This window comes from Burkholderia anthina (genome assembly GCF_902498995.1).
Classification (GTDB): Bacteria; Pseudomonadota; Gammaproteobacteria; order Burkholderiales; family Burkholderiaceae; genus Burkholderia; species Burkholderia anthina.
On record NZ_CABVLY010000003.1, the window covers coordinates 407,163 to 431,956 of the forward strand.

A 24,794-nucleotide genomic window follows, 5' to 3' on the forward strand; every position below is an offset into this window, starting at 1 on the left:
AAATGGATGCACATCGACCAGCCATCGCCCGGCCCGTGCGGGCTCGCCGCGATGCGGTCCGAGCGCGGCGCACGCACGGTCGCGGCGCCGGCCGAACGGATCGGAAACGGCAGCGCGCGGCCGACTTATAATGGCGGGTCCGCATTTTTTCTCGCACGCCCGCCGCCGCTCCATGCCCGATCTGCTCGCCAATCTGAACCCTGAACAATACGCCGCCGTCACGTTGCCGAACGAACCGGCGCTGATCCTTGCGGGGGCGGGCAGCGGCAAGACCCGCGTGCTGATCACGCGCATCGCGTGGCTGATCCAGCAGGGCTATGCGTCGCCGCCCACCGTGCTCGCCGTCACCTTCACGAACAAGGCCGCGCGCGAGATGATGGCGCGCCTGTCGGCGATGATGCCGATCGACACGCGCGGGATGTGGATCGGCACGTTCCACGGGCTGTGCAACCGGATGTTGCGCGCGCACTATCGCGACGCCGGCCTGCCGCAAACTTTCCAGATCCTCGACACGGCCGACCAGTTGTCCGCGATCAAGCGGCTGATGAAGGCGGCGAACGTCGACGACGAGAAGTATCCGCCGAAGAACGTCCAGTACTTCATCAACAACGCGAAGGAGCAGGGGCTGCGTCCCGACAAGGTCGACGCGTCCGACAACTTCAACCGCAAGTTCGTCGAGCTGTACCAGGCGTACGACCAGCAGTGCCAGCGCGAGGGCGTCGTCGACTTCCCCGAGCTGCTGCTGCGCTGCTACGAGCTGCTCGCGTACAACGCGCCGCTGCGCGCGCACTACCAGGCGCGCTTCAAGCACATCCTCGTCGACGAGTTCCAGGACACCAACAAGCTGCAGTACGCGTGGCTCAAGATGCTCGCGGGCGGCCAGAACGCGATCTTCGCGGTCGGCGACGACGACCAGTCGATCTACGCGTTCCGCGGCGCGAACGTCGGCAACATGCGCGACTTCGAAGACGAATTCCGCGTGCGCAACCTGATCAAGCTCGAGCAGAACTACCGGTCGCACGGCAACATCCTCGACGCGGCGAACCAGCTGATCTCGAACAACGCGCACCGCCTCGGCAAGAACCTGCGCACCGACGCGGGCCACGGCGAGCCCGTGCGCGTGTACGAGGCGAGCACCGATTCGCAGGAAGCCGGCTGGATCGTCGAGGAGATCCGCTCGCTGATCAACACCGGGATGTCGCGCAGCGAAGTCGCCGTCCTGTATCGCAGCAACGCGCAGTCGCGCGCGATCGAGCACACGCTGATGACGTCGGGCATTCCGTACCGCGTGTACGGCGGCCTGCGCTTCTTCGAGCGCCAGGAAGTGAAGCATGCGCTCGCGTACCTGCGCCTGATCGACAACCCGAACGACGACACCGCGTTCGTGCGCGTCGTGAACTTCCCGACGCGCGGGATCGGCGCGCGCTCGATCGAGCAGCTCGCGGACGCCGCGCGGCTGTACGACTGCGCGATGGCCGCCGCGATTCCGTACGTGACGGGCAAGGCCGGCTCGAGCCTCGGCGCGTTCGCGACGCTGATCGCGAAGATGCGTGCCGAGACGCAGCAGATGAGCCTGCCCGAGACGGTCGAATACGTGGTGCGCGCGAGCGGCCTCGCCGATTTCTACCAGGGCGAGCGCGAAGGCCAGGACCGCCTCGAGAACTTGCAGGAACTCGTGAACGCGGCCACCGCGTTCGTCAGCGAGCAAGGTTACGGGCTCGACGCGCCGGCCCGCTCGATTCCGCTGCACGCGGGCGCGATCGCGGCGCCGGAGCTGGGCGTCGACGCGAACGAGCCGACGGTCGACGTGCTCGATGCGGCGCCGCTCGGCGACCCCGCGCAGAACCCCGATACGATGACGCCGCTCGCGGGCTTCCTGTCGCACGCATCGCTGGAAGCGGGCGACAACCAGGCGCAGGCCGGCCAGGACGCCGTGCAGTTGATGACGGTGCACGCGGCGAAGGGTCTCGAATTCTCGGCCGTGTTCATCACCGGTCTGGAGGAGGGATTGTTCCCGCACGAGAACAGCGTGCTCGAATCGGACGGCCTCGAGGAAGAGCGCCGGCTGATGTACGTCGCGATCACGCGCGCGAAGGAGCGGCTCTACCTGTCGTTCGCGCAGAGCCGGATGCTGCACGGCCAGACGCGCTACAACGTGCGCTCGCGCTTCTTCGACGAATTGCCCGAGCACGTGCTGAAGTGGCTCACGCCGAAGGTCGAGGCCGGCTCGCGCTGGGGCGGCCGCTCGGACAACGCCGGCTGGGGGCGCGACTGGTTCTCGCGGCCGGGCGGCGGCAATCGCGAGCAGATCGTCGACGCGGCGGTGTCCGCGCCGCTGCCGGCGTTCGCGAACAAGCAGCGTGCGGCCGACACCGGTTTCCGGGTTGGCCAGCAGGTGTTCCATACCAAGTTCGGCGAAGGCACCGTCACCGCGCTCGAAGGCAACGGCACCGATGCGAAGGCGCAGGTGAAGTTCAAGCGGCACGGCGAGAAGTGGCTCGCGCTCGCGGTCGCGAAACTGCAGGCGGTGGAATGACGGGCCTCGACAGGGTTGAAACGGTTTCGACGCGCCCGCTCGGCATTCTGGCCGCGCTGCCCGAGGAACTCGGCGACCTGATCGCCGCGATGCGCGCCGAGGGCGCGATGCGGACGGTCACGCTCGGCCGCCGCGATTACCACGTCGGCACCGTGCACGGCGCGGCCTGCATCGTCACGCTCGCACGGGTCGGCAAGGTCGCGGCCGCCGCGACGGTCAGCGCGCTGATCCACGTATTCGGCGTGTCGGGCGTCGTGTTCACCGGCGTGGCCGGCGGCGTGTCGCGCACGGTGCGCGTCGGCGACGTCGTCGTGGCCGATACGCTGCTGCAGCACGATCTCGACGCGTCGCCGCTGTTTCCGCGCTACGAAGTGCCGCTGCTCGGCATCACGCGGTTCGCGACCGACGCGGCACTCACGGCTCGCCTGAAGGCCGCGTGCACGCTGTTCGTCGCGGAAGAGGGCGCGCAGTTCGCCGAGCGTTTCGGTCTGGCCGGCGCGACGCTGCACGGCGGGCTGATCATCAGCGGCGACCGCTTCGTGTCGAGCGAGCACGAGGTCGTCACGCTGCGCGACGCGCTGCCGGACGCACTCGCGGTCGAGATGGAAGGCGCGGCGATCGCACAGGTGTGCGCCGAGCACGACGTGCCGTTCGCGCTGGTGCGCGCGATTTCCGATACGGCCGACGATCACGCGACGCAGTCGTTCTCGCACTTCCTGTCGGCGATCGCGAGCCGCTATTCGTCCGGCATCCTCAAGCGGTTCCTGACGCTGCATGCGACGACGGCGGCCTGAAGCCGCCGTCGTACTTTCCCTTCGAGACGATCGACCGGCCGCGGCGCGCACGCCGCGGCCGCTTCGTCATGCCTGCTTGCGCCGGCTGCTTTCGAGGTTCGGCAGGAGCACCGTCAGCACGCCGATCAGCGGCAGGAACGAGCACACCTTGTAGACGAACGTGATGCTCGTCGCGTCCGCGAGCTGGCCGAGCACGGCCGCACCGACGCCGCCCAGCCCGAACGCGAAGCCGAAGAACAGGCCCGCGACCATCCCGACCTTGCCGGGCATCAGCTCCGTCGCATAGACGAGGATCGCGGCGAACGCCGACGCCAGCACGACGCCGATGATCACGGAGAGCACGCTCGTCCAGAACAGGTTCGCATACGGCAGCAGCATCGTGAACGGCGCGACGCCGAGGATCGACACCCAGATCACGTACTTGCGGCCGATCCGGTCGCCGACCGGGCCGCCGATCAGCGTGCCGGCCGCCACGGCCGCGAGAAACACGAACAGGTGGATCTGCGCGGCCTGCACCGACAGGTGGAACTTGTCGATCAGATAGAACGTGAAATAGCTGTTGATGCTCGCGAGGTAGAAGTACTTCGAGAACACCAGCAGCACCAGCACGCCGATCGCGGCGAGCACGCGGCCCTGCGACAGCGTCGGATGGCCGGCCGGCGCGGCCTTCTTCTTCATCGACGGGTGCTTCTTGTACCAGTGGCCGATCTGCGTGAGCACGACCATCGCGACCAGCGCCGCCGCCGAGAACCACGCGATGCTGTGCTGGCCGTGCGGAATGATCACCAGCGCGGCGAGCAGCGGCCCGAGCGCGGAGCCGGCGTTGCCGCCGACCTGGAACAGCGACTGCGCGAGCCCGTGCTGGCCGCCCGACGCCATCCGCGCGACCCGCGACGACTCCGGATGGAACACCGACGAGCCGCAGCCGACGAGCGCCGCCGCCACCAGCAGCGTCGGGAAGTTCTGCGCGGCCGACATCAGCAGCAGCCCCGCGAGCGTGAAGCCCATTCCGACCGGCAGCGAATACGGCTTCGGGCGCTTGTCGGTATAGAGGCCGATGAGCGGCTGCAGCAGCGACGCGGTGATCTGGTAGGTCAGCGTGATCAGGCCGATCTGCGCGAACGACAGCGCGAACTGGCTCTTGAGCATCGGATAGATCGCGAGGATCAACGACTGGATCATGTCGTTGAGCATGTGCGAGAAGCTGATCGCGCCGAGCACCGGATAAACGGTGCGCGGGGCGGGTGGAGCAGACGGCTGGGCCGCGGCGGCAGCGCCGGCGGTGCCCGTATCGAGGCTGGTTTCCATGTGAGCTGAGCGAGTTGAGGTGGCGGGACGCGCTCTGATGGGGATCGGCGCGTTTGAATCGTTGTTGCGTCAAAGAAGTGTAATGTGGCGCATCGTGAATGTCAGGCCAACTTTTATCGCAATTCGGACATTGCTCGCGAGCAGAAGCATGGCGGATCGGCCATCGTTCCCTTTTTTGTCCGGATATCACGCCGGCGGTGCGTCCTGTCGGCCGGCCGCGAGGCGTCATCACGGGCGAATGGGTGTTTGCCCGGACTCAAGGAACACCGACGGCGGCCGTAGAACGACACAACGACAACACGGGCGCGCCGCGCCGGGATCGGCCACGAGCCGGACCGGCGCAGGATGCGTGGCATGGCGGGCCGTCGCCGGGCCGCCGGCCGCCGGGTCGCCGGCCGCCGGAACCAACCTTTCCGGCGGCGTGATCAATACGGGGATATATCGATGAAAGCAGCATCATTGCAGCCACAGCCAGGTGCGGCAGGCGTCGCAGCCGACGCAACCGCGAAGCCCGCCACACGACGTGCGCGCGCGGCGCGGCGCGAACGCCGGCCGTGGACCGTCAAGGCGACGTTGCGCGCCGCGTTCGCGATCCTGCTGGCCGGCACGCTCGCGATCGGCGTGTTTTCGCTGTGGCAGATCAGCCGGCTGAACGCATCGATCGCGTCGGTCTACGAGCAGGGGCATGTCGCGAGCCGTGCGGCGGAGGAGGTGCGCGCCGAGATGCTGCGCGCGAGCCGTGCACAGAAGATGCTGCTGACCGCGACGACCGCGCGCGAGCGCGACGAACTGGGCGCCGAAGTCGGCGCGGGGCTGACGTCGATCGGCAGCGCGCTCGGCACGCTGCAGCGTTATGCGGATCCGGCCGACGCGGGCGATTCCGCGCGCTTGCGCGCATTCTCGACGGCGGTCGGCACGTGGAGCGGCCATCTGCGCGATTTCGTCGCGCTCGTGCAGGCGCAGCCGCTCGACCTGTCGCAGATGAACTGGCAGGTCGGCACGCAGGACGTGTCGCTGCTGGTCGAAACCGGCAAGCTCGAAAAGCTCGTCGCCGAGCTCGTGAAGACGCGCGGCGCGAAGTCGAAGGCGACGCTCGATGCGTCCGCGACGATCTTCTCGTCGTCGTTCGCGATGATCGCGGCGATGACGGCCGCGCTGATCGTGCTCGCGATCGCGATCGCCGAACGGGTCGTGCGCCGCCTCGCGTCGCAGCTCGGCGGCGAGCCCGCGTACGCGAAGGCGATTGCCGCCGACATCGCGCGCGGCGACCTCACGCGATCGATCGCGCTCGGCCGGCGCGACCGCGACAGCATGGTGCGCGCGCTGGCCGACATGCAGACCGGGCTGGCCGCGACCGTGCGCGAGATCGCCGTCAGCGCCGAGGCGATCGCGGCGGCGTCCGGCGAGATTTCGACCGGCAACCTCGACCTGTCGCGACGCACCGAGCAGCAGGCCGTCGCGCTCGAGCGCACTGCGGCCAGCATGGAAGCGCTCACGTCGACCGTGCGTCAGAACGCCGAGAACGCGCGGCAGGCGAGTGCGCTCGCGGCCAACGCGTCGGCCGTCGCGGAGGCGGGCGGCGCAGTCGTCGGGCGCGTGGTCGCGACGATGAGCGAGATCGACGACAGCGCGAAGAACATTCGCGACATCATCGGTACGATCGAAGGGATCGCGTTCCAGACCAACATTCTCGCGTTGAACGCGGCGGTCGAGGCGGCGCGGGCGGGCGAACAGGGGCGCGGGTTTTCGGTGGTCGCGGGCGAGGTGCGGCTGCTCGCGCAGCGCGCGGCCACCGCGGCGAAGGAGATCCGCTCGCTGATCGGCGCGTCGGTCGAGCGCGTCGCGAACGGCGCGACGCTCGCGCACGATGCGGGCCGCACGATGGGCGACGTGGTGCGCGCGGTCAAGCGCGTGACCGACATCATCGGCGAGATTTCCGCGGCGTCGGACGAGCAGCGCGCCGGGATCGAAGAGATCGGCCGCGCGGTCACGCAGATGGACGCCGGCACGCAGCAGAACGCGGCACTCGTCGAGCAGGCTGCCGCCGCCGCGAACGCGCTCGACGAGCAGGCGCAGGCGCTCAAGTCGCTGGTCGGGCGCTTTCACGTCGCGGCCTGAGTTTCACCCCGTCGCGGCCGGGCCGGCTGCGACAGGTGCAGGCGGTCGGGTTGTTGTCGATTGGTGACAAACCCGGCTGCCGGTCCGCACGCAATCCCTTACAATTCGCCTTCATACGATTGGGGGCCAGAACTCGCCGCGCGTGCGCACCGGCACGTCGAGCGGGTCATAACAATGACAACGACGATTTACTTCATTGGGTATCTGGGCATGCTCGCGTCCGCCGCGATCGGCATGCGCGCGCGCGTCGCCGCGTGGCGGTGGCTTGCGGCCGGCATTGCACCGGCCGCCACGTTTGCCGTGCTGCGCGGCCGCACCGGTACCGACACCGCGATCTACCAGGACATCATCGCCGGCATCTGGAGCGGCAACCTGAAGGTCGTGCCGCGCACGCTCGAACCGGGCTTCGTCTGGCTCATGCGCGCACTCGAATGGCTCGGTCACGATCCGCGCGTCGCGACGGCGATCCTGTCGCTGCTGATCGTGATCGCGTGCGTCGCCGCGTTCGGTCGCAGTACCGAGGACGCTTGCGTATTCGCCACGCTGATCTTTCCGCTGTTCTTCTACGACATGGCGATGAGCGGCCTGCGCTATGGGGTCGCGTTCTGCGCGGCGAAGCTCGCGTCGGACGCGTGGTCGCGCCGGCGGCGTGGCGAATCGATCGCGTTCGCGGTGGCGGCGGCCGGCATGCATGTGTCGGCGGCGCTGCTGGTCGTGCTGCTGCAGGTCGGGCGACTGCGCCTGCTGCGCTATGCGGGGCTGGCCGTTGCGATCGGCGGCGTGCTGTTCGCGATGCATCACGAGGCGCTGCTCGCGAAGGTCGGTCTCTACGCGGCGTTCACGCCGCCCGCGCAGATGTCGGGCAGCGCGCCGCTCGTGCTGGCGTTGCTGACGCTCGCGGCCGGCTGGATGCTGCTCGCGCGCATGCCGCGCACGCTCGTGTTCCTGTTCGTCTGCGAGATCGCGAGCTTCGCGCTCGCGCGCGTGAGCTACGCGGGGCTGCGTTTCCAGTGGCTCGTGCTGTTCGCGATGGGCTGCCAGTTCGTGCCGCTGCAGCGCATGCCGGGCGTGCGGCGCGGCCACGTGATCGTCTCGCTGGCCGTGATCGGCGCAATCGGCTTCGCGATGCGATTGCGCAACATGCTCGGCGAATACGGGCTCGGCCCGTCGCCGTTCCTGCCTTACCGGTTCTTCTGGGAATGATGCGGCCGGGCGGGGTGCCGCCCGGCGCGAAACGTCATTACGACTTCTTCTGCTTGTCCGGATCGATGATGACCGTGCAGGTCGTGCCCGCCGACAGCACCACGTCGGCCGGCACTTCGTCGATCTTGATGCGCACCGGCACGCGCTGCGCGAGGCGTACCCAGTTGAAGGTCGGGTTCACGTCGGCGACGAGGTCGCGGCTTTGCGGGTTGTCGCGATCGTAGATGCCGCGCGAGATGCTCTCGACGTGGCCCTTCATCACGCCGCCGCTCATCAGCCGCATTTCGGCCGGTGCGCCGACCTTCACGCGCGGCAGCTTGGTTTCCTCGAAGTAGCCGTAGACCCAGAACGAATGGCTGTCGACGATCGCGAGCTTCGCCTGGCCGGCCACCGCGTAGTTGCCCTTGAACGTCTGCAGGTTCGTGATGTAGCCGTCGACCGGCGCGACCACGCGCGTGCGTTCGAGATTGAGCTTCGCGGCGTCGAGCGCGGCGATGGCCTGCTGGTACTGCGCATCCGCGCTCGATGCGCTGTGCGCCGCGTTCTCGCGGTTTTCCTTCGACACGACGAGGGCATCGAGGTCCGCGCGGCGGGCCGCGTCGTCGCGGCGCATCTGCAGTTCCGCGCGGCGGGCGGCAACCGCCGCCTGCGCCTGTTCGACCGCGATCTGGTAGTGCGACGGGTCGATCTGCATGATCAGGTCGCCTTTTTTCACGAGCTGGTTGTCATGCACGGGCAGGTCGACGATCGCGCCCGACACGTCCGGCGCGACGTTGACGATCTCGGCACGGACGCGCCCGTCGCGCGTCCACGGATCGTCCATGTAGTGCACCCACAGCGAGCGCCCGATCAGGATCGCGACGAGAAGGATGACGGCGGTCGCGACGAAGCCGAAGAGTTTTCTGAGAATCATGGTGGTTCGGAATCAACGGTAAACGGCAAGACTCAGTCCGCCGCAAATGCAGACGAGAAGGCACGCGCGAAACAGCGACGGGTGCCAGACGAGACGATAGAGGCCCGTATAGGCGAGCAGGCGGTCGACGGCCCAGGTCGCGAGCGCGCCCAGGACGAACATCAGCACCACCGTGGGCATGTAGGCATCGAGAATGGCGATTTCACGCGGCATCATGACGAGGCTCCTGGTTGGGGACGCACGGGGCGGTTGCGGTTGAGCGGCTCGAGCGGCGATTCCGGATCGAGCAGCGCCGTGCGCACGAAATGCAGATTGCTCAGGATGCGCTGCAGCCGGTGGCGCTCCTCGCGCGCCGGCGTGAACGCGTCGAGCGTCTGCCGGGTTGCATCGATCGCGGCATTGACGGCGGCGAGCGTCGCGTCGAAGCGCTCGGCGTTCGGCTTGCCGAACAGCTCGGACAGCGCGGTGCGCAGCGTCTCGATCGCGCGTCGCCACGGCGTCGCCGGCGCATAGCGCGGGTCGGACGGCAGCGTCGCCAGTTCGTGACGCAGATCGAGTGCCGCGTTGCCCGTTTCGAGCACCGCGAACATCCAGCGCAGCGCGTCGCGCTGCACGTCGGGCTGGTCGGCCGACAGCGTGTGCGCCTGATACATCAGGTCGCGCGCGCCGCTCTCGAAGCGCGTACGCAAGCCGGCCAGCCGCACGTGGCAGGCCGCGACCACCTGGTGACGCAGGTCGGCGAACAGGCGCTTCTTCAGCCACGGCGCGGTCGGCGGGAACAGCACCGCGAACGCGATCGCCGACACCAGCATCGACAGCACCAGCGCGAGCGCATCGTTCATGAAGCTCGTCGGATCGTAGTGCGTGATGCTGTCCGGGCCCGCGAGGAAACAGAAGAAGATCAGGTAGCCCATCCCGTAGCCCGCGAGCTTCGGCTTCAGCGTCATGAAGATGCCGATCGCGAGCAGCGGGGCCAGGGCCACGCACAGCAGCGGGAAGCCGTCGATGTGCGGGTAGATGCCGAACGTCAGCAGGAAGCCCGTGCAGACGGCCAGCGCCGTGCCCATGCCCATCTGCGCGGACATCGCGGTCGGGCGCGGCGTCGACGACGCGAGCGCGCAGGTGGCCGCCGCCGTCAGCGTCAGCGTGACGCCGCTCGGCCACGCGGTCTCGATCCAGAACCAGCCGAGCACGAGGATCACGGTCGCGGTGCGAATCGCCGCGATCACCATCGCCGTCACGTTGGTGCGCGGCTCGTAGCGCTCGATCCAGCGTTCGCGCTCGTGCGTCGCGGTCGACAGCGACGCGTAGGTCGCCGCGTATTCGTGCAGGTCGGTGATGAAGCGGTACAGCAGCTCCGACGCCGTGTCGAAATCGAGCAGCGGGAAATCCGGCTGCGTTTCGAGCGTTGCGCGCGTCGCACGGATGCGGCGCGGCAGTGCGTCGCGCCAGGCGAGCAGTTGCTCGGCCGCGAGTGCCGCGTCGGCCGACGTACGCACGGGTTCGCCGTGGCGCGTGAGCAGCGGCGCGATTTCGCGGAAGTACGGCTCGATCGCGTCGATCGCGGCCTGGGCGCCGGCCGCGCGCAACCGGTTCATCAACTGGTGCAGCGCATGGAAGCGGCTCGATACGCTCATGAACTCGCTGTTCAGCCGCGCGAGGCGGCCGCCGCGCATGCGCGTGTCCGGATCCTCGAACACGGCCATGCTGCGCGCCGCTTCGAAGCCGACCACGTCCGCGACGAAGCGCGTGTGGATGGATTCGATGTGCGCGCGGTCGAGCTTGCCCGACAGTGCCGCCGCGACGTAGTCGACGAAGCTGACGAAGCGCTTGCGCACCGTCGTGCGCATCTGCTCGCCGGTGTACTGCGGAAACACCAGCGCGCTGACCACGCCCGCCGACACGATCCCGACCATGATTTCGGCGACCCGCGTCATCGCGCTCATGAAGGCGCCGTCCGGATGCTGCGATGCCGGCAGGCCGATCAGCGCGGTCGTGTAGCCCGCGAGCAGGAAGCCGTAGCTGCGGAAATTGCGGTTGCGCGCGGCGCCGGCCGTGCAGAGTGCGACCCACAGCGCGACCGCGAGCAGGAACAGCTGCGGCTGTTGCGGAAACAGGCCGACGAACGTCAGGGTCGCGATGAGCCCGAAGATCGTGCCGGCGACCCGGTAGAAGCTTTTCGCGAGCACGGCGCCGCTTTGCGGCTGCATCACGATGAATACCGTGGTCATCGCCGTCTTCGGCGCCGGCAGGTCGAGCCGCATCGACACGCCGATCGAGATGAACGCGGCGAGCAGCGCCTTGAACAGATAGAGCCACGCGGCGCCGTCGGTGCGGGCCCAGTCGTCGAACGCGGCGTACCAGGCCGCGAGGCCGCCGGCGTGCGTGGAAGCGGGGGAGGAGGCTGACATGGCGGTCGCTCCGGGTTACCGTGCGGCCGGCGTGTCGGACGCACCGGCCGTCGCCACCTGTGCGGGCCGGGCGACGGCCGCGACGGGCTTGGCCCCCGACGCGGCGGCCGGCGCCGCGGCGGATGCGTCGTGCGGCGGACGGCCGCCTCGCACGTCGGTGTCCGTTTCGACACCGCCGCCGAGCGCGGCCATCAGCTGCGCGTGCGCGGCGAGGCGTTCCGCATCGATGCGGGCGGCCGTCTCCTGCGCGCGCAGCAGTTGCTGTTGCGCGATCAGCACGTTCACGTAATCGGTCAGGCCACGGCGGAAGCCTTCGCGCGACAGCTGGTAGCTGCGATCGTTGGCGGCGACCGAGCGCGCGGCGTCTTTCTTCTGCGTATCGAGCGAACGGATCCGCACGACCTGGTCGGCGATGTCCTTGAGCGCGCCGACGACCGTCTGGTTGTAGCGCTCGACCGCCTGGTCGTAGCCGGCGTCGGCCGCGCCGAGTTGCGCACGCAGGCGACCGCCGTCGAAGATGGGCAGCGACAGCGCCGGGCCGGCCGTCCAGCCGCCGTTCATCGCGCGCAGGAAGTCGGTGAACGGCGCGGTCACGCCGAAGCCGCCAACCGTCGCGAGCAGGTCGATGTTCGGGTAGAACGCGGCTTTCGCGACGTCGATGCCGCGTGCCTGCGCGTCGACCGTCCAGCGGGCCGCGACCACGTCGGGGCGGCGGCCGAGCAGGTCGGCCGGCATCGCGGACGGCAGGCCGGCCGGCGCGTCGAGCGACAGGCTCGGCCGCTTGATCGTGTCGCCGGCGCCCGGGCCCTTGCCCGCGAGCGCGGCGAGCTGGTGGCGGGCGAGCTGGATCGCTTCTTCATAGCTGTCGATCTGGCGTTCGTAGTCGGGCAGCGTCGATTCCGCCTGGCTGACTTCGAGCTGCGTGCCGAGTCCAGCCTGCAGGCGCTTGCGCGCGAGATCGGCCAGCGCGTGCTGGCGTTCGTACGTTTCGTGGGCGAGGTCGAGCAGCGCGTAGTTCATCGACATGCCGACATACGCGCGCACGACGTTGACCTCGAGTTCGAGCTTCGCGGCCCGTGCGTCGGCGGCGCTCGCGTGCGCGGTGTCGAGCGCGCGCTCGGTCGCGTTCTTGTCCTTGCCCCACAGGTCGAGGTGGTACGACAGGCCGAGCGAGCCGGTGTTGTTCCAGGTATCGGTGTCGGCGAGCGGGCCGGGGCCGTAGTAGACGTTGTCGGGCCAGTGCTGGCGCATCAGCGACAGGTTGCCGTTGATTTGCGGCAGTTCGGCCGAACGTGCCACGCGTGCCATCGCCTGCGCCTCGCGCACGCGGGCCTCGGCGGCCGCGAGCGTCGGGTTGCCGGCCTGCGCGGCGGCGATCCACGTGTCGAGCTGCTGATCGTTGTACGCGCGCCACCAGTCCGACGCGGGCCAGCCGGCATCGCGGTTGGCTGCACGGATCGCAGCGCCGGCGTCGAGCGCGTTCGCTTCGACACGCGTGGACTGCGGTTTGTTGTCGCCCATGCTCGCGCATCCGGCCATTATTAATGAGACTGCAAGAACCGCCAGTGCCAGCGTCCCTTTTGTTGCCGGAAACTGCACGATTTTCTCCCTTTCGGATATAGATGAGTCGGATGCGATTATATTTTTCAGTGATTCCTGAATAAATGGACAACGGTGCAAGTCATTTTTACGAATCCTGAGATAATATTGGTTGGCCTGTGTGCAACAATCCCTCCGGATTCAAACGGGTAATGGGATGGATACGTTACAAAACATGCGGGTATTCGTCCGCGTGGTCGACGCGGGAAGCTTCACCGCGGCGGCCCAGCAGATGAATTCGACCACCGCCTACGCATCGCGCGCCGTGTCGGACCTCGAAGCGCACCTGCGCACGCGTCTGCTCAACCGGACGACACGCCGGATCGCACTGACCGAAGCGGGCGAGCGCTATCTGCAGCGCTGCGAGCAGATCCTCGCGTACGTCGACCAGGCCGAAGCCGAAGCGGGCGACGCGCACGCGCGTCCGTCGGGCAAGCTGAAGGTCCACTGCTTCACGAGCCTGGGGCAGCACTATCTGGTGCCGGCCATCGCGCGCTACCGGCAGCGCTACCCCGAGGTGCACGTCGAACTGACGCTCGCGCAGCGGATGCCGGATCTCCTCGACGAGGGCTACGACGTCGCGATCGTCGTCGGCCGCGACCTGCCCGATTCGGGGCTCGTGTCGCAGCGGCTCGGCGAGAGCTACAGCGTCGTGTGCGCGTCGCCCGGCTACGTCGACGCCCACGGCGCGCCGCACACGCCGGCCGATCTCGAACAGCACGTGTGTCTCGGGATGGTCGCGCCGGGCTTTCACTTCGACGAGTGGTCGCTGTCCGGGCCGCGCGGCGACGAGGTGATTCCGATCACGGCGCCGCCGTTCCGCGTCAACGTCGCCGAGGCGCTCGCGGTGGCCGTGCGCGAAGGGATGGGGATCGGCGGGCTGCCGCTCTATTCGGCGATCGGCGGGCTGCGCAGCGGGCAGATCGTGCGCGTGATGCCGGAATACCGGTCGCACGTGATGAATATCTACGCGCTGTATCCGTCGCGCCAGTACCTCGACGCGAAAATTCGCACCTGGGTCGATTTCCTGCGCGACGAACTGCCGGCGACGCTGGAAGCCGACGAAGCCGCGCTCGCGCAGTTCACGGCTGCGACATGACAGCGCGCTCGCGCGCAATCTGACGGGATTTGTCGTTCGCGCAACATTTTTTTACCAACGGGCCGCTGACAGTTTGGTACTGTTTCAATTATCGAGATATGTCCTGCCCCCGGAGTCGTTAATGGATACGCAACTGATGATCGGCCTTGGAGTTCTGCTTGGTGCGGCTGCCGCCGCCGCGGCGACGCGCGATCTGCTGCGCGCGATGAAGGCACGGATGAAGCCGGTGCCGGTGCGGGTGCGCGCGTCGTCGGACGCATCGCGCCGCGCCGATCGCTGATCCGGTTCGGGTGGAGAGAGGGGCCGCATCGCGCGGCCGCGCGGGCCGGCCCTCAGCCGAGCTCGACTACTCTGTCCCACGCGAACGCGGGATTTTCCAGTTCGCCGGTGCGCCGGTGGACATAGCCGCGCGGGTTGCATACCACGTGCGTGCCGCTGTCGGTCACGTAATCGAATGAAGTATGCGTGTGGCCGTGGATCCACAGGTCCACGGGCGGCCGCACGAGTTCCGCCATGTCCGTGACGAATCCCGCCGACGCGAGGTCTTCCGCATAGCGCTCCGCCAGCGAGCGCAGATGCGGCGCGTGATGGGTGACGACGATCGTCTTGCCCGCGAACGGCGTCGCGAGCCGCGCTTCCAGCCACGCTCGGCTTTGCCGGTGCAGTGCGATCGCGTCGGCCGGCGTGAAATCCCGCTCGGGTTCGCCTCCCGCATGCAGCGCCGCATTGTGCGGCCAGGTCACCTGGATCAATCCCTTGAAATCGAGCATCACGCGCTCGCCGGCCTCGATCGAGCGCGCGATGCTCGCGGCGTCGGCGCCGAACAGCGAGAAATCGGTCCACAGCGTCGTGCCGAGCACGCGAAAGCGCTCCTGCGGATCGACGTACACGCCGTTGTTCAGATAATGCACGTGGTCGATCGTGTGCGCGGCGTCGCGCATCGCCGTTTCGAGCGCGCCGAATTCCCCGTCGTAGTACTCGTGGTTGCCCGGCACGTACACCACCGGCACGCCGGGATCGAACGTCTCGGCGGCCCAGCGCAGGCCTTCCGCGTGATTGTGGATGTCGCCGGCCAGCACGACGAGATCCGCGTCGGCATGCGCGATCGTATCGGGCTGGTTGCTTTCGAGATGCAGGTCGGACAGGACGCGGATTTTCACGGGCATCGCTCCGGGGTGAGGGGCTTCAGCGCAGGACCTTGCCGGGATTCATCAGGCCGCGCGGATCGAGCGCGGTCTTCAGCGTACGCATGAGCGTCGTTTCGACCGGCGACTTGTAGCGCTGCGCATCGTCGATCTTCAACTGGCCGATCCCGTGCTCCGCGCTGATCGTGCCGTGGTGACGGTGCACGTTGTCGTAGACGACGCGGTTGATCGGCGCCTGGAATTCGGCGAGGAACGCCTTCGGGTCGCCGCCTTCGGGCGTCTGCACGTTGTAGTGCAGGTTGCCGTCGCCGAGGTGGCCGAACGTGACCATCCGCGCGCCCGGCGCGGCCTGCTGGATCGCCGCGTCGGTTTCGTCGATGAAGCGGGCGATCGACGAGATCGGCACCGCGATGTCGTGCTTGATGTTGAGTCCTTCGTCGGCCTGCGCGAGCGGGATGTGCTCGCGCAAATCCCAGAACGCGCGCGACTGCGCGAGGTTTTCCGCGACTACCGCGTCGACCACGAGCCCCGCCTCGAATGCTTCTTCCATCAGCTTTTCGAACAGTGCGCGCGCATGCGTTTCGCTTTCGTTGTCCGACAGTTCGAGCAGCACCGTCTGCGCATGCGTGCGCTCGAACGGGTAGCGCAGTTGCGGATAGTGCTTGCCGACGAGCTGCATGCAGAAATCCGACATCAGCTCGAAGCCCGTCAGCAGCGGCCCGGCCGCGCGCTGCGCGAGCGAGAGGAAATCGAGCGCCGCGTGCGGCGACTCGAGCGCGGCCAGCGCCGTGACCTGCGCGGCCGGTAGCGGATGCAGCTTCATCACGGCGGCCGTGATGATCCCGAGCGTGCCTTCCGCGCCGATGAACAGGTCGCGCAGGTCGTAGCCCGTGTTGTCCTTGCGCAGGCCGCGCAGCCCGTCCCAGATTTCGCCCTGCGGCGTCACGACCTCGAGCCCGAGGCACAGCTCGCGCGCATTGCCGTAGCGCAGCACCGCCGTGCCGCCCGCGTTGGTCGACAGGTTGCCGCCGATCGTGCAACTGCCTTCGGCCGCGAGGCTCAGTGCGAACAGCCGGCCGCCTTCTCGGGCGCGCGCCTGTACGTCGGCGAGGATCACGCCGGCCTCGACGGTGATCGTGTTGTTGTGCGGATCGAGCGCGCGCACGCGGTTCAGCCGCGACAGGTTCAGCACGGCCTGGCTGCCGCTCGCGTCGGGCGTCGCGCCGCCGGCGAGGCCCGTGTTGCCGCCCTGCGGCACGAGCGCGACGCCATGCGTGTTCGCGAGCGTCACGAGCGCGGCGACTTCGGCCGTATCGGCCGGCTTCAGCACCGCGCATGCCGTGCCCTTGTAGCGGCGGCGCCAGTCGGTCAGGAACGGTTCGGTGTCGTGCGGATCGGTCAGCACGTATGCGGCGCCGATCGCGTCGCGGCAGGCGGAAACGAAAGCTTCGGGAGAATTCATCACGGTCGGTCGCGTAAGGGTCAGGACGCCGCGCGCTGCTGCTTCGCCGCGCGCTTGAACGGTGCGACGTAGGCAAGCGCCGCCACGAAGAAGCCGACGGCGAGCGCGGTCTCGCACCAGCCGAGCGTCGCGGACAGCCCGCGGTCGGACATGCCGCGCACGATGCCTTCGGCGAAATAGACGAGGATCAGCATGCTCGCCCACTGCATCGTATAGATGTTACGCCGCCAGACGCCGGGCAGCGCGAGCGCGAGCGGCACGGCCTTGAGCATCAGCGCCGAGCCGCCCGGGCGCAGCGGCGCGAGCCACAGCTCCCACGCGAGCGACAGCGCGATCAGTGCGGCCAGGCACGCGGCGGCGGCCAGCGCGTAGCGCGGCCGGGCGGCGACAGCGGGGCGGGCGGGCGCGTTCATGCGGCTTCGGCGGCCTGGGCGGCGGCGAGGGCCGCCGCCGCACGTGCGAGCCGCACGCCGAGCGCGGCCGCGAGTGCTTTCTCGTCCGCGGACAGCCCTTCGGGCGCGCTGCGATCGTGCTGCGACACGTGCGACGCGCCGTAAGGCGTGCCGCCGGTGCGTGTCGTGCTGAGCGCCGATTCCGTGTACGGGATGCCGACGATCATCATCCCGTGATGCAGCAGCGGCAGCATCATCGACAGCAGCGTCGATTCCTGGCCGCCGTGCAGGCTGCCGGTCGACGTGAACACGCAGGCCGGCTTGCCGGTCAGCGCGCCCGACAGCCATTGCGGCGTCGTGCCGTCGAGGAAATACTTGAGCGACGCGGCCATGTTGCCGAAGCGGGTCGGCGAGCCGAGCGCGAGGCCCGCGCATTCTTCGAGATCGCGCAGCTCCGCATACGGCGGGCCGTCGGCCGGGATGTCGGAGGCGGTGGCTTCGCAGACCGCCGACACGGGCGGCACGGTGCGGATGCGCGCCTGCATGCCCGGCACGCTGTCGATGCCGTTCGCGATCGCGAGCGCGAGGTCGCGCGTGGCGCCGTGACGGCTGTAATAGAGGACGAGGATGTCTTTCATGGGCGACGGGGCCGCGTGCGGCCGCGCGCATGCCCGGTGCAGTCGGCCCCTGCTGGATCGAGCGGCTATTATAGGGGCTGAAGCCGTCGCGCAGCGCGGCGGCGGCGCGCCGTCGGGCGCGCTGCATCAAGAAGGAGAAGCCGTTTGCCGAAGTTGAGCGTCGATCTCGACACCATCAAGCGCCTCGCGCAGTTCGCGGCCCGGCGCAGCGCCGAGGATCGCATCCCGCAAGTGGCGGGCAGCCTCACGTTCACGACGATGCTGGCCCTCGTGCCGCTCGTGACGGTCGCGTTTGCGTTGTTCACCGCATTCCCGATGTTCGCGTCGTTCCAGATCTCGCTGCAGGGGTTCCTCGCGGATCACCTGATGCCCGCGCAGTTCAACGTCCAGATCTTCAAGTACCTGAACCAGTTCGCGTCGAAGGCCAAGGGGCTGACGACGGCCGGCCTGATCGTGCTCGTCGTCACGTCGGTGATGACGATGATGACGATCGAATCCGCGTTCAACCTGATCTGGCGCGTGCGCAAGCCGCGGCCGTTCGCGCAGCGCGTGCTCGCGTACTGGGCGCTGATCACGCTCGGCCCGCTGCTGTTCGGCGTGAGCCTGTCGATCTCGTCGTACCTGTTTACGCAGTCGCTGGCGTTCACCGGCGCCGCGTCGTCGACGACGCTCGTCGAGTGGCTGCTCACGCTCGCATCGCTGCCGCTGACCGTGCTCGCGTTCACGCTGCTCTACGTGTACCTGCCGAACTGCACGGTCGCATGGCGCGACGCGGTGATCGGCGGGCTGTTCGCGGCCATCGCGTTCGAGCTCGCGAAGCGCGGTTTCGGCTATTACGTGCGGCGCATTCCGACCTACACGGCCGTCTACGGCGCGTTCGCGGCGCTGCCGGTGTTTCTGCTGTGGGTGTACCTGAGCTGGTTCATCGCGCTGCTCGGCGCGATGGTCGCATCCGCGCTGCCCGCGATCCGGGTCGGCCAGTTCCATCGCATCCACTATCCGGGCAGCGACCTGCTCGACGCGCTCGAATTGCTCGCGCGGCTGGCCGAGGCGCGCGCGGTCGGCAAGGCCGGCTATACGGCGATACGGCTCGCGACCATGTTGCGCTGCGACATGGAAACCGCGCAGCGGCTGTTGCTGACGATGGAGGAGCGGGAATGGATCGCGCGGCTGGACGGCGGCGAGCTCGCGCCGCGCTACATCCTGCTGGCGAACCCGGAGCACCTGACCCTGGCGCAGCTGTTCGACGTGCTGGTGATCGACCGTACCGAGCTGACCTACCAGCTGCAGCGGCGCCGCAGCCACGTCGACGGCGCGGCGCTGCTCGAGGTGCTGTCGAACGACCGGTTCGACGTGTCGCTCGCGTCGCTGATCGCCGCGCACCGGCTGGCAGGGGTGCTGCCGGAGGCGTCCGCGCCGGGGCCGGCGGCCGACGGGGCGCCCGACGCGCCCGACACCCGCGCGCGGCCGCCGAAAACGGCGTGACGCGGTGCCGGGCGGGCGTTACAGCGGAATCTTGCCGGTGCAGATGTCCTTGAACATCACCCAGTCGCCCATCAGGCTGTAGACCGGATGCCGGAACGTGGCGGGGCGGTTCTTCTCGAAGAAGAAGTGCCCGACCCACGCGAAGCCGTAGCCGCACACGACGGCCGCCGGCAGCCACGGCCAGTAGCCTGTCGCGATCGCCATCGCGACGCAGCCGATCACGCCGAGCGAACCGATGAAGTGCAGCCGCCGCGACGTCAGGTTCTGGTGTTCGTTCAGGTAGTAGGGGTAGAAATCAGCGAAGCTGGCGAAATGCTCCGAATGCGTGTGCGCCATGGCCGTCTCCTCGGGCCGCCGTCCATGGCTCATTGTGCGGCGGGCGGCCCGCATCCGCAAGCGAGGCGGTCGCGGCGCGCCGGCCTGCGCTTTCCTTTTGACAGGCTTTCCGATAGGATCGAAAGCGGATTTGCATTCAAGCATGAGGGGACTACGATGCGCGTCAGCGATATTCTGAAAGTGAAGGGCAACACGCTGTTTACGGTGACGCCCGATAAGCCGCTGCGCGAAGCGGTCGACACGATGGCCGAGCACGACATCGGTTCGCTCGTCGTGATGGAGTACGGCGATCTCGTCGGGATGCTGACGTTCCGCGAGATCATCCTGCGCCTGCACGTGAACGGCGGCGCGATCGGCGACGTCCAGGTGCGCAAGGTGATGGACGAGCCGCTCACCTGCACGCCGGAAACCGACGTCAACGAAGTACGCCGGATGATGCTCGAGCGCCACGCGCGCTATATGCCGGTGCTCGACAAGAAGGTGCTGATGGGCGTCATTTCGTTCTACGACGTCGCGAAGACGGTCGTCGAAGCACAAAGCTTCGAGAACCGGATGCTGAAGGCGTACATCCGCGACTGGCCGGAATCCGAATCGGAAACCGAAACGCACAAGCCGTGAAATTCGTCGCGCCCGTTGCCATGATGCGCGGGCGCTGCCATCCGGCGCACGGCGGTGCAGGTTCAGCCTGCGCCGCCGTTTTTTCAACAACAACACAAGGCCCGCGCAGCCTCGCCCAGACGATGCGCGCGTATTCCGAATGAGCGATCACACGCAAGTCTCCTCCGGCTCGCGCGGCGAACGCCGCGAGCACGCGTCCCAGTTCGACCTGCTGCGCCAGCGTCGTTTCGCGCCGTTCTTCACGACCCAGTTCCTCGGTGCGCTGAACGACAACGTATTCAAGATCGGCTTCACGTCGCTCGTCACGTATCACACCGCGCGGTTCTCCGGCGTCGACGCGAAGACGGCCGCGTTCCTGATTTCCGCGATCTTCATCCTGCCGTTCGTGCTGTTCTCGGCCACGTCCGGGCAGATCGCCGACAAATACGACAAGGCGATGCTCACGCGCTTCGTGAAGACGTTCGAGATCGCGCTGATGCTGGTCGGCGCAGCGGGCTTCGTCACGCACAGCGCAACCTTGCTGTATCTGTGCACGTTCATGATGGGGATGCACTCGACGCTGTTCGGCCCCGTCAAGTACTCGTATCTGCCGCAGCATCTCGGCGACCATGAACTGGTCGGCGGCAACGGCCTCGTCGAGATGGGCACGTTCATCGCGATCCTGATCGGTACGATCATCGGCGGCGCGGCCGCGGGCATCGAGGGCAGCGGCGAGCGCGTGCTGGCGGTCAGCGTCGTCGTGATCGCGCTCGCGGGGCGGCTCGTCGCGCAGCGCGTGCCGACGACGCCCGCGCCGCAGCCCGATCTCGCGATCAACTGGAACCCGTTCAGCGAGACCTGGCGCAATCTCGGCCTCGCGCGGCAGAACCGCACCGTGTTCCTGAGCCTGCTCGGCATTTCGTGGCTGTGGTTCGTCGGCGCGACGTTCCTCACGTCGTTCTTCAATTTCGCGAAGGACGTGCTGTCCGCGAGCCCCGACGTCGTCACGATCCTGCTCGCGACGTTCTCGGTCGGGATCGGCCTCGGCTCGCTGCTGTGCGAGCGGCTGTCGCAGCGGCGCGTCGAGATCGGCCTCGTGCCGCTCGGCTCGATCGGCATCAGCGTGTTCGCGATCGAGCTGTATTTCGCGAGCCACGCGCTGCCGTCGCCGGGCCATCTGCTGTCGGTCGGCGAATTCCTGGCCGGTGCGCGCCACTGGCGCATCCTGGCCGACCTGTTCCTGCTCGCGATGTTCGGCGGCTTCTACAGCGTGCCGCTGTATGCGCTGATCCAGAGCCGCAGCGCGCCGACCCACCGTGCGCGGATCATCGCCGCGAACAACATCCTGAACGCGCTGTTCATGATCCTGTCCGCGTTGATGGCGATGGGGCTGACCAAGGCCGGCGTCGACATCCCGGGCCTGTTTCTCGTCACCGCGTTGCTCAACGTCGTCGTCGCGACGTATATCTATCTGCTCGTCCCCGAATTCCTGCTGCGCTTCGTCGCGTGGGTGCTCGTGCACACGTTCTACCGGATTCGCCTCGTGCATGGGGAGCGGATCCCGGAAGAGGGCGCGGCCGTGCTCGTGTGCAATCACGTGAGCTACGTCGATGCGCTCGTGCTGGCCGCCGCGAGCCCGCGGCCGATCCGCTTCGTGATGGATCACCGGATCTTCAAGACGCGCTTTGCGAGCTGGGTGTTCCGCCATGCGAAGGCGATTCCGATCGCGCCGCGCCACGAGGATCCCGAGATGCTCGCGCGCGCGTACGACGCGTGCGAGGCCGCGCTGAAGGACGGCGAACTCGTGTGCATCTTCCCCGAGGGCAAGCTGACCAAGACGGGCGACATCAATACCTTCCATCACGGCATTACCGAGATCCTGACCCGCACGCCGGCGCCCGTCATCCCGATGGCGCTGCGCGGGCTCTGGGGCAGCTATTTCTCCCGTCATGCCGACGCGCGCGTGCCGCGGCCCGTCAAGCGCGGCGTGATGAGCCGGCTGACGCTCGCGGTCGGCGAGCCGATTCCCGCATCGGTCGCGACACCCGAGGTGCTGCAGGCCGCGGTGACCGAACTGCGCGGCGCGCGCAAGTAAGCGGGGCGGCCGGGCGCGGCGTCGTCGTTCCCGGTGCGGATGGCGGCCACGACGGCCGCGAGCAGCGCGGCGCCGGCGCATCGACGCCGCCCGCCGGCGGCCCATGGCGCGCCCGCATCGGCGCCGCCGGTGGTCTGAACGGTTCACGCGGCCCGCCGGGCCGGGACGGCTGGCATAATAGCGGCTTACCTCTTTTTTCGACCGGCAAACGATCGACTGCCAGCCGCCCGGGCAGCGCATCGGTTTGTCCATTTCTCTTTGGGCGGTTCCATCATGTCCGGCAATACCCTCGGCACGCTTTTCACTGTCACGACCTTCGGCGAATCGCACGGTCCCGCGATCGGCTGCGTGATCGACGGCTGCCCGCCGGGAATGGGGCTGACCGAAGCCGACATCCAGCTCGAGCTCGACCGCCGCAAGCCCGGCACGTCGCGGCACGTGACGCAGCGCCAGGAGGCCGACGAGGTCGAGATCCTGTCCGGCGTGTTCGAAGGCGTGACGACCGGCACGCCGATCGCGCTGCTGATTCGCAACACCGACCAGCGCAGCAAGGATTACGGCAACATCGTCGAGACGTTCCGTCCCGGCCACGCCGACTACACGTACTGGCAGAAGTACGGCATCCGCGACTACCGCGGCGGCGGCCGCTCGTCCGCGCGCCTGACCGCGCCGATCGTCGGCGCGGGTGCGGTCGCGAAGAAATGGCTGCGCGAGCGCTTCGGCGTCGAGGTGCGCGGCTACATGAGCGGCCTCGGCGATGTCGACGTGCCGTTCGTCGACTGGTCGCACGTGCACGAGAACCCGTTCTTCTCGCCGAACGCGGCGATCGTCCCGGAACTCGAGGCGTACATGGACGCGCTGCGCAAGGACGGCGATTCGATCGGCGCACGCATCGACGTCGTCGCATCAGGCGTGCCGGTCGGCTGGGGCGAGCCGGTGTTCGACCGGCTCGACGCGGACATCGCGAAGGCGATGATGAGCATCAACGCGGTGAAGGGCGTCGAGATCGGCGCGGGCTTCGACAGCGTCGCGCAACGCGGCTCGATGCACGGCGACGAACTGACGCCGGGCGGCTTCGTCGGCAACCACGCGGGCGGCGTGCTCGGCGGGATTTCGACCGGGCAGGACATCACCGTGTCGATCGCGATCAAGCCGACGTCGAGCATCCGTACGCCGCGCCGCTCGATCACGAAATCCGGCGACGAGGCGATGGTGGAAACCTTCGGCCGCCACGATCCGTGCGTGGGCATTCGCGCCACGCCGATCGCCGAATCGATGCTCGCGCTGGTGCTGATCGACCATGCGCTGCGTCATCGTGCGCAGTGCGGCGACGTCGAGACGCCGACGCCGAAGATCGCGGGCAGCGCGACCTGACGCGAGCAGGCGGGGCGCGCCAAGCGTCCGCCGTCCATCGCGCGAAGCATGCAAAACGGGGCGCCGCCTGAAGCGGTGCCCCGTATCTTTTTTGCAAACGCAGAGAAACGCCGCGCGAAGCGGCGTTTTTCCGGCAGGTCACATGTTCGGGTAATTCGGCCCGCCACCGCCTTCCGGCGTGACCCACACGATGTTCTGCGTCGGGTCCTTGATGTCGCAGGTCTTGCAGTGCACGCAGTTCTGCGCGTTGATCACCAGCCGGTCGCTGCCGTCGTCGTTCTTCACGAACTCGTACACCGCCGCCGGGCAGAAGCGCCCCTCCGGCCCCGCGTACGTGCGCAGGTTCACGTTCACCGGCACGCTCGCATCCTTCAGCGTCAGGTGCGCCGGCTGGTTCTCCTCGTGGTTCGTGTTCGAGATGAACACCGACGACAACCGGTCGAACGTCAGCTTGCCGTCCGGCTTCGGATACGCGATCGGCGTGCATTGCGACGCCGGCTTCAGCATCTCGTGGTCCGCGTGCTGGTGATGCAGCGTCCACGGTACGTTGCCGCCCATCACCTTCTGCTCGAGCCCCACCATCAGCGTGCCGAGGTACAGCCCCTTGGCCATCCACTGCTTGAAGTTGCGCGCGCGGTACAGCTCCGTATGCAGCCACGATTGCTTGAAGGCATCCGGGTACGCGTTCAGCTCGTCCGACTGGCGGCCGGCCTGCAGCGCGTCGAACGCGGCGTCCGCCGCCAGCATGCCGGTCTTGATCGCCGCGTGGCTGCCCTTGATCCGCGACGCGTTCAGGAAGCCCGCGTCGTCGCCGATCAGCGCGCCGCCCGGGAACACCGTCTTCGGCAGCGACAGCAGCCCGCCGGCCGTGATCGCCCGCGCGCCGTACGACACGCGCTTGCCGCCTTCGAGAAACGCGCGGATCGACGGATGCGTCTTGTAGCGCTGGAATTCCTCGAACGGCGACAGGTACGGGTTCGTGTAGCCCAGGCCCACCACGAAGCCGACCACGACCTGATTGTTGTCCATGTGATACAGGAACGAGCCGCCGTACGTGTCGGACTTCAGCGGCCAGCCGGCCGTGTGGATCACGAGGCCCGGCTTGTGCTTCGCCGGATCGATTTCCCACAGTTCCTTGATGCCGATCCCGTATGCCTGCGGATCGGCGTTCGCGTCGAGCTTGTACTTCGAGATCAACTGACGGCCGAGGTTGCCGCGGCAGCCTTCGGCGAACAGCGTGTACTTCGCGTGCAGCTCCATGCCGAGCTGGAAGTTCTCGGTCGGCTCGC

The 24,794-nt window shown here is 68.1% G+C and carries 21 protein-coding genes; 10 read left to right on the forward strand and 11 right to left on the reverse strand.

Annotated features, from left to right (window positions below; all coding sequences use genetic code 11):
* The first annotated feature begins 172 nt into the window (after window positions 1-172).
* Window positions 173-2,536 (forward strand): UvrD-helicase domain-containing protein, encoded by a 2,364-nt coding sequence (locus BME24068_RS07020; RefSeq protein ID WP_174925572.1) that lies wholly within the window; start codon window positions 173-175, stop codon window positions 2,534-2,536.
* Entirely contained in the window at window positions 2,533-3,330 is a 798-nt protein-coding gene (locus tag BME24068_RS07025) for a 5'-methylthioadenosine/adenosylhomocysteine nucleosidase (protein ID WP_174925573.1), read from the forward strand. The genes BME24068_RS07020 and BME24068_RS07025 overlap by 4 nt, the downstream gene beginning before the upstream one ends.
* Window positions 3,331-3,396: 66 nt before the next feature.
* On the opposite strand, the gene BME24068_RS07030 is transcribed toward BME24068_RS07025, so the two are convergent.
* Window positions 3,397-4,638, reverse strand: coding sequence for an MFS transporter (locus BME24068_RS07030; protein ID WP_096506869.1), 1,242 nt, complete (start codon window positions 4,636-4,638; stop codon window positions 3,397-3,399).
* 444 nt (window positions 4,639-5,082) lie between these two features.
* Here BME24068_RS07030 and BME24068_RS07035 point away from each other — a divergent pair, with 444 nt between their 5' ends.
* Together BME24068_RS07035 and BME24068_RS07040 are read left to right on the forward strand one after the other, a co-directional pair.
* Window positions 5,083-6,756: a methyl-accepting chemotaxis protein gene (locus tag BME24068_RS07035; protein ID WP_096506868.1), complete on the forward strand. Its 1,674-nt coding sequence runs from the start codon at window positions 5,083-5,085 to the stop codon at window positions 6,754-6,756.
* A 174-nt stretch (window positions 6,757-6,930) separates the two neighbouring features.
* Window positions 6,931-7,959 (forward strand): EpsG family protein, encoded by a 1,029-nt coding sequence (locus BME24068_RS07040; RefSeq protein WP_174925574.1) that lies wholly within the window; start codon window positions 6,931-6,933, stop codon window positions 7,957-7,959.
* A gap of 37 nt (window positions 7,960-7,996) precedes the next feature.
* Here the strand turns inward: BME24068_RS07040 and BME24068_RS07045 are convergent, their stop codons facing one another.
* The 4 genes from BME24068_RS07045 to BME24068_RS07060 are packed head-to-tail and all read right to left on the reverse strand — an operon-like array spanning window position 7,997 to window position 12,882.
* Window positions 7,997-8,872 (reverse strand): efflux RND transporter periplasmic adaptor subunit, encoded by an 876-nt coding sequence (locus tag BME24068_RS07045; protein ID WP_096506866.1) that lies wholly within the window; start codon window positions 8,870-8,872, stop codon window positions 7,997-7,999.
* Window positions 8,873-8,884: 12 nt separating this feature from the next.
* Window positions 8,885-9,088, reverse strand: coding sequence for a DUF1656 domain-containing protein (locus BME24068_RS07050; protein ID WP_011351756.1), 204 nt, complete (start codon window positions 9,086-9,088; stop codon window positions 8,885-8,887).
* On the reverse strand, window positions 9,085-11,283 hold the full coding sequence (locus BME24068_RS07055) for an FUSC family protein (RefSeq protein ID WP_096506865.1): 2,199 nt from the start codon (window positions 11,281-11,283) through the stop codon (window positions 9,085-9,087). The genes BME24068_RS07050 and BME24068_RS07055 overlap by 4 nt, the downstream gene beginning before the upstream one ends.
* 15 nt (window positions 11,284-11,298) lie before the next feature.
* Window positions 11,299-12,882 carry an efflux transporter outer membrane subunit gene (locus BME24068_RS07060; RefSeq protein WP_096506864.1) on the reverse strand — a complete coding sequence of 528 codons (1,584 nt, stop codon included), beginning with the start codon at window positions 12,880-12,882 and terminating at the stop codon, window positions 11,299-11,301.
* 157 nt (window positions 12,883-13,039) lie between these two features.
* On the opposite strand from BME24068_RS07060, the gene BME24068_RS07065 reads away from it, so the two are divergent.
* Both BME24068_RS07065 and BME24068_RS07070 read left to right on the forward strand, forming a co-directional pair.
* Window positions 13,040-13,981, forward strand: coding sequence for a LysR family transcriptional regulator (locus tag BME24068_RS07065; protein WP_174925575.1), 942 nt, complete (start codon window positions 13,040-13,042; stop codon window positions 13,979-13,981).
* A 121-nt stretch (window positions 13,982-14,102) separates the two neighbouring features.
* Complete coding sequence (locus BME24068_RS07070) at window positions 14,103-14,261, forward strand: hypothetical protein (protein WP_174925576.1); 159 nt, start codon at window positions 14,103-14,105, stop codon at window positions 14,259-14,261.
* A gap of 52 nt (window positions 14,262-14,313) precedes the next feature.
* On the opposite strand, the gene BME24068_RS07075 is transcribed toward BME24068_RS07070, so the two are convergent.
* From BME24068_RS07075 to wrbA, 4 genes are read right to left on the reverse strand one after another with little or no spacing between them, the layout of a single operon-like run.
* Window positions 14,314-15,141 (reverse strand): metallophosphoesterase, encoded by an 828-nt coding sequence (locus tag BME24068_RS07075; protein WP_174925577.1) that lies wholly within the window; start codon window positions 15,139-15,141, stop codon window positions 14,314-14,316.
* Between the two features lie 25 nt (window positions 15,142-15,166).
* Window positions 15,167-16,588: an FAD-binding oxidoreductase gene (locus BME24068_RS07080; protein WP_174925578.1), complete on the reverse strand. Its 1,422-nt coding sequence runs from the start codon at window positions 16,586-16,588 to the stop codon at window positions 15,167-15,169.
* 20 nt (window positions 16,589-16,608) lie between these two features.
* Window positions 16,609-17,001 (reverse strand): DUF2069 domain-containing protein, encoded by a 393-nt coding sequence (locus BME24068_RS07085; protein ID WP_096506861.1) that lies wholly within the window; start codon window positions 16,999-17,001, stop codon window positions 16,609-16,611.
* Window positions 16,998-17,618, reverse strand: a complete 621-nt coding sequence (wrbA, locus tag BME24068_RS07090) for an NAD(P)H:quinone oxidoreductase (RefSeq protein ID WP_174925579.1) — start codon at window positions 17,616-17,618, stop codon at window positions 16,998-17,000. Before wrbA ends, BME24068_RS07085 begins: the two co-directional genes overlap by 4 nt.
* A gap of 144 nt (window positions 17,619-17,762) precedes the next feature.
* On the opposite strand from wrbA, the gene BME24068_RS07095 reads away from it, so the two are divergent.
* Window positions 17,763-19,103, forward strand: coding sequence for a YihY family inner membrane protein (locus tag BME24068_RS07095; protein WP_174925580.1), 1,341 nt, complete (start codon window positions 17,763-17,765; stop codon window positions 19,101-19,103).
* Between the two features lie 18 nt (window positions 19,104-19,121).
* Here BME24068_RS07095 and BME24068_RS07100 read toward each other — a convergent pair whose 3' ends face one another.
* The gene (locus BME24068_RS07100) at window positions 19,122-19,439 is read right to left on the reverse strand and encodes an Mpo1-like protein (protein WP_096506858.1); all 318 of its coding nucleotides are present in this window, start codon (window positions 19,437-19,439) and stop codon (window positions 19,122-19,124) included.
* A gap of 156 nt (window positions 19,440-19,595) precedes the next feature.
* Here BME24068_RS07100 and BME24068_RS07105 point away from each other — a divergent pair, with 156 nt between their 5' ends.
* The 3 genes from BME24068_RS07105 to aroC all read left to right on the forward strand — a co-directional run bounded on the left by BME24068_RS07105 (window position 19,596) and on the right by aroC (window position 23,505).
* On the forward strand, window positions 19,596-20,057 hold the full coding sequence (locus tag BME24068_RS07105) for a CBS domain-containing protein (RefSeq protein ID WP_096506857.1): 462 nt from the start codon (window positions 19,596-19,598) through the stop codon (window positions 20,055-20,057).
* A 139-nt stretch (window positions 20,058-20,196) separates the two neighbouring features.
* Window positions 20,197-22,131 carry an MFS transporter gene (locus BME24068_RS07110; RefSeq protein ID WP_096506856.1) on the forward strand — a complete coding sequence of 645 codons (1,935 nt, stop codon included), beginning with the start codon at window positions 20,197-20,199 and terminating at the stop codon, window positions 22,129-22,131.
* Window positions 22,132-22,404: 273 nt separating this feature from the next.
* Window positions 22,405-23,505, forward strand: coding sequence for a chorismate synthase (gene aroC / locus BME24068_RS07115; protein WP_174925581.1), 1,101 nt, complete (start codon window positions 22,405-22,407; stop codon window positions 23,503-23,505).
* A gap of 138 nt (window positions 23,506-23,643) precedes the next feature.
* Here the strand turns inward: aroC and BME24068_RS07120 are convergent.
* On the reverse strand, window positions 23,644-24,794 hold a 1,151-nt coding region (locus BME24068_RS07120; RefSeq protein ID WP_174925582.1), incomplete at its 5' end, for an electron transfer flavoprotein-ubiquinone oxidoreductase.